General features: G+C 57.0%; 6 protein-coding genes and 1 pseudogene. 1 reads left to right on the top strand and 6 read right to left on the bottom strand.

What is annotated here, in order from left to right; translation table 11 throughout:
- From ACWJI7_RS14090 to ACWJI7_RS14065, 6 genes and pseudogenes are all read right to left on the bottom strand, one after another.
- The coding region (locus ACWJI7_RS14090) for a hypothetical protein (RefSeq protein ID WP_479938838.1) at positions 1 to 222 on the bottom strand (222 nt) is incomplete at its 3' end.
- Positions 223 to 459: 237 nt separating this feature from the next.
- Positions 460 to 1,080, bottom strand: coding sequence for a LysE family translocator (locus ACWJI7_RS14085; RefSeq protein WP_479938837.1), 621 nt, complete (start codon positions 1,078 to 1,080; stop codon positions 460 to 462).
- 21 nt (positions 1,081 to 1,101) lie between these two features.
- The gene (locus ACWJI7_RS14080) at positions 1,102 to 1,563 is read right to left on the bottom strand and encodes a VOC family protein (RefSeq protein ID WP_479938836.1); all 462 of its coding nucleotides are present in this window, start codon (positions 1,561 to 1,563) and stop codon (positions 1,102 to 1,104) included.
- Between the two features lie 285 nt (positions 1,564 to 1,848).
- The gene (locus ACWJI7_RS14075; RefSeq protein WP_479938835.1) at positions 1,849 to 2,268 is read right to left on the bottom strand and encodes an ester cyclase; all 420 of its coding nucleotides are present in this window, start codon (positions 2,266 to 2,268) and stop codon (positions 1,849 to 1,851) included.
- 171 nt (positions 2,269 to 2,439) lie between these two features.
- Positions 2,440 to 2,850, bottom strand: a pseudogene (locus tag ACWJI7_RS14070) (zincin-like metallopeptidase domain-containing protein); the annotation flags it as partial.
- Between the two features lie 129 nt (positions 2,851 to 2,979).
- Positions 2,980 to 3,531, bottom strand: a complete 552-nt coding sequence (locus ACWJI7_RS14065; protein ID WP_479938840.1) for an ArdC family protein — start codon at positions 3,529 to 3,531, stop codon at positions 2,980 to 2,982.
- Between the two features lie 136 nt (positions 3,532 to 3,667).
- Between ACWJI7_RS14065 and ACWJI7_RS14060 the strand changes: the two genes are divergently transcribed.
- Positions 3,668 to 3,964 (top strand): hypothetical protein (locus tag ACWJI7_RS14060; protein ID WP_479938834.1); only part of this gene is annotated, 297 nt, incomplete at its 3' end.

The raw sequence follows: 3,964 nt of genomic DNA, 5'->3' as shown, positions 1-3,964 counted from the left end.
CTGTTCTTCCACCTGCGGTTTCTCCAGGTAGGGGTGAGTGGACCAGCTGTCCCAGGCTGAACCCAGCAGACCCTGGTCGGCTGCAGGAAGCGAGGGTTCAGCCTGCAGGCACTCCGGCTCAGGCTGCTGCCAACCCTGGGTGCAGGCAACCTCCCAGGCCTCGATCGTGGCAGCCAGCTGGAGGTCAGCGGCGAGGGGCTGAGCGGATGGGATCGGCTCCATGGGAGGAACGGCAACGAACACCGCTTCCACCCACCGGCGGCAGCAGCTCAGGCAGGGGTGCCCCTGGCACACGCGTCAGCCCTTGCCGGGTGCTGCCCCCACCTCCCCCAAGAACAGCGAGGGGCTGGTGGGATGGCGGTGGATCATCGGGGCGGGGTTTGACGGTCGCCCAGAGTCGACTTCCAGAAAACCTTCAGCGAGCTTTGCCCTGCAGCCAGAGCAACACGAAGTCTTTCCTCAGGTCTTGATAATCACGTACGCGCCTGCACCGATCATCAACCCACCGGCAATCTTTGTGGTGGCCCTGTGCACCCGACGCGACTGCCACCTGGCCAGAAGCGTTCGTGCCGCATACGCATAGACCAGCTTGACGCCGCCGACGGTAATAACTGTGATACCGCCAATGATGGCGATGTCTGAGGGAGTCAGTATGCGCAGATTAAACAGAGTGGGGAAGAGGCTGGCATAGAACAGGATGGCCTTGAGATCACCAAAGGTGAGGAACAAACCCGACAAGAAACTTGACACAAGAGACGACGCTCGTGTATCAGCGAGTTCGTTCGCCGACAGATCCAGACTGGAGCGTAACAATCCAATTCCGACCCAGATCAGGTAGCCGCCGGCCAGGCAGCGAACAAGGAAGAACAGGCTCCCCATGCTCTCCGCTAGGCCGCTCATGCCAAGAATGGCTAACGCGACCAGGATCAGATCACCGAGGACGATTCCTCCAGCCACCGCTGCGCCGTTGCGGAATCCGAGGGTGGCTGATCGCGAAACGACCAGCGCGACACTTGCGCTAGGCACCGCTGCCAAGGCCAGCATGATCGAGAAGAAGGTCAGCGTGGAGATGAGAGTCATCGGCTCGGCTCAAGCGCACGTTCATCCGTTGGGATCAGCTTGAATGCCTTGATTCCACTGCGCTAGCTCCACAGTGATGCCCTCCGGTCCGCAAAGAAAGACTAGCTTTCGATCATGGAAGGTCATGACCTTGTTCCGGAGTTTCACGCCTTGGTTTATCAGCCTGGCCACCTCAGCCTCCAGATTATCCACAGCAAAGCAGAGATGATTGAACCCCAGCTTCGTGAGATCGCCAATCGCCGGGTTAGGAAGGGGGTCTGGATAGCGATACTTCAGCAATTGCACCTCCAACCGTGGGGAAACGTTGGGAAGGACGAGCGTGACGTGCTCGGCCGCAATTCCGTGCACTCCCATATAAGTCGAGAACTGTTGACCAGTAATTACAACAGATTTGTCTTCCATAAATCCAAGAAGGCTGAAAAATCGTATGGCCACATCGACATCGCTGACGACAAAAGTGACGTGGTCAAGGTTCTTGATCATGCTATTCTCTTAATTCCTCGTGGCGCAGTGCTCTTGTCCAATGTTAATCTAGAATTCACTATACTGCCAAGCTCAGTAGTCCCACCAGGTCGTTTTGTTGAGAAACCGATTGGACGACAGTGCCGCCCGAGTACTGTTAATCTTAATGGATACGCGCCTTGTCATGGGGCTGTACGCACTGCCTCAGCTGATAACAACGGGGGTTGCCCCGGAAGGCAAATCACTTCATACCCTGCTCGTGATGAATTAAGAGTGACTGAGCTGGCAGTCGCAACTTGATTCAAATTAGCCTACAACTCCGAGCCCCTCAAGGAAGCTGTACTTGTCCCAATCGACCCAACTTTCAACAAGCTGATCGCCATGGTAGCGGTCCGTGTGCGTCCCTGTCCAAGTCGTTGTTCTCCCAGTGGACTTCAGTCCACTAAAGGTGCCGGTATGCGTGGCAGTCAGGCGCCATCGAGAACAGACATAATCGCCTTCCGCGATCTGTAGCAATACTTCCATCTTCACATCAGAGAAACCGGAGTGAAATTCCGCGACCAAGGCTTTCCATTCGTCAAGCGACTTGGCTGATGTGCTCCCAGCTGCATCGGGCAGTTGGTGATTGACGTAAGACGCAGCCAGAAAGGAGTCTGACTGGTGCAATGCGTTATCGCCCCATAGCTCCAGAAGGCGTGCCGAATATGATTTGTACGCGGATGACATCAGACCTCTCCTAGCAGAAACGATGATGAATGCGCAAGCAAACTGACTGCATGTCACAGAATTTGAAGACTTGGCAGATTCCTTACTTGCTTGAATGGCAATTCTATCGTGCAACACACTTCCGTTATCAGTATCATCACGAAATGCCACTCATTGTCGCAAAACTTTCTTTTACGGGAGGCGTATAGCCATCCATACATTCGTCGCATCGAGATCCAAACCGACACCACTTTCCCCAAAACTCTTTTCTGCTAGTTCTGGGTCAAATTGAGCACAATGAAGCAGTGCTTCGGACATCATGAGATCCACTCCCCGCCTGGCCTCACCCAGCACGTGGAACAGTACCTGCGGGTTCTCCCTGAGCAGCTCGATCCAGTGCCCCAGATACGCGGCATGGTTCTCCATCGCGCTGCCGATCTCCAGCCAATCCCCTAGCAGCACCGCCCCGAGCTCCGCGATCAGTTCCTCACGGACATAGGCCATCGAGCCGAAGCGACCACTAAGGTCCCGCTTGAGCCGAGACGGATGGCCAGTGGAGTGGATGGCTTCATGGGCCCAAGTGGCATAACAGCCCTCCAGAGAATGAAACGCCTGGCGCTAAGGCAGCTGGATCCGATCGATCGGGGGGAGGTAGCAGGCACACTCCCCTCCGTAAGAGAGAGGAACAGGCCAGCCACTGAGAACGGCATCAGAGCAGCGAGACATTCAGGCTCAGGCCTGGAAAGCAACCCAGCTTCCCGCTGCCGTTCGGCAATCAGAACCCAAGGCCATCCCCATCAAGATCAGCCGCGTTGAAGACGACCACGGGACGAAAGCTGACCCAAACGTGCTCGATGGGGGATCCGTCGGTGCTGAATCCAGTTGTCGCGTCAGCGGTGTCCGACCTGTCCGACCCCCCAGCATCAGCCTCAAAGCGGTTGACCTGGGGCCTGAGGATCCGGACCCCTTGCTGCTCTCGCAAGGAAAGGTCCCCAGCGCCCTGGCCTCAGCGAACCCGCACCAGTAGGGCAATTCTGATCCCCGCAGGTGCAATCCAAGCGTGAGAAGAATCGGGTTGGCGCCTCGGTAACGATGAACAGAGAGCAGGTTGACGTGGTGACCACCGCCACTGGCATCCCACTCCCGCCTCCAGGGTGTAGCTCCTGCCTCGAGGAGCTGGATCAGGGACTCCACCAGCTTCTCGGCTGACGTTGCCTGTGCAGAACCCCCTGACCTGAAGCTGGAAGTGGAACGAGAGCGTGTTGAGGCATTGGTGGTACCCATCGGGCAGCAGCGCAGGTTCCGAAGCACCAGCGCGGCCAGCAGCAAGGGCTGGCCCGGGACCTCGGCCCTCCACAAATTCCCCGGGTGTCACGTACCGATGGCGGGCCAGCTCGCGTCAGCCCTTGTGCGGCCGCGCATGCTGAAGAATCCTGCGCGCCCGCCCCTCTGGGTTGCCAGGGGGAAGGGGATAAGGAGGAAGGGGAGAATCCTCTTAGGGAACACATGCGGAACCGGACTGCTGGATGGGAAATCTGGGCTGAAAGTCAGCCCTGGAATTAAGTCCATCCTGCTTAAGTCAGCAGCGGAACACAAAGCACCCATCAATTCCTGGATAATAGTCAGCAAACAAAGACTGAATGACACTCATCTTGAATCTGAATCCGACCTGCTATATTCTGGAGATGTGCAGACACCGCCCCACGCGACAAAGCAC

The sequence above is a fragment of the Cryptocyanus atlanticus LEGE 06306 genome (assembly GCF_056633155.1).
Note: the sequence above shows the minus strand (reverse complement) of the source record. Positions and strands in the feature narration are given on the sequence as shown.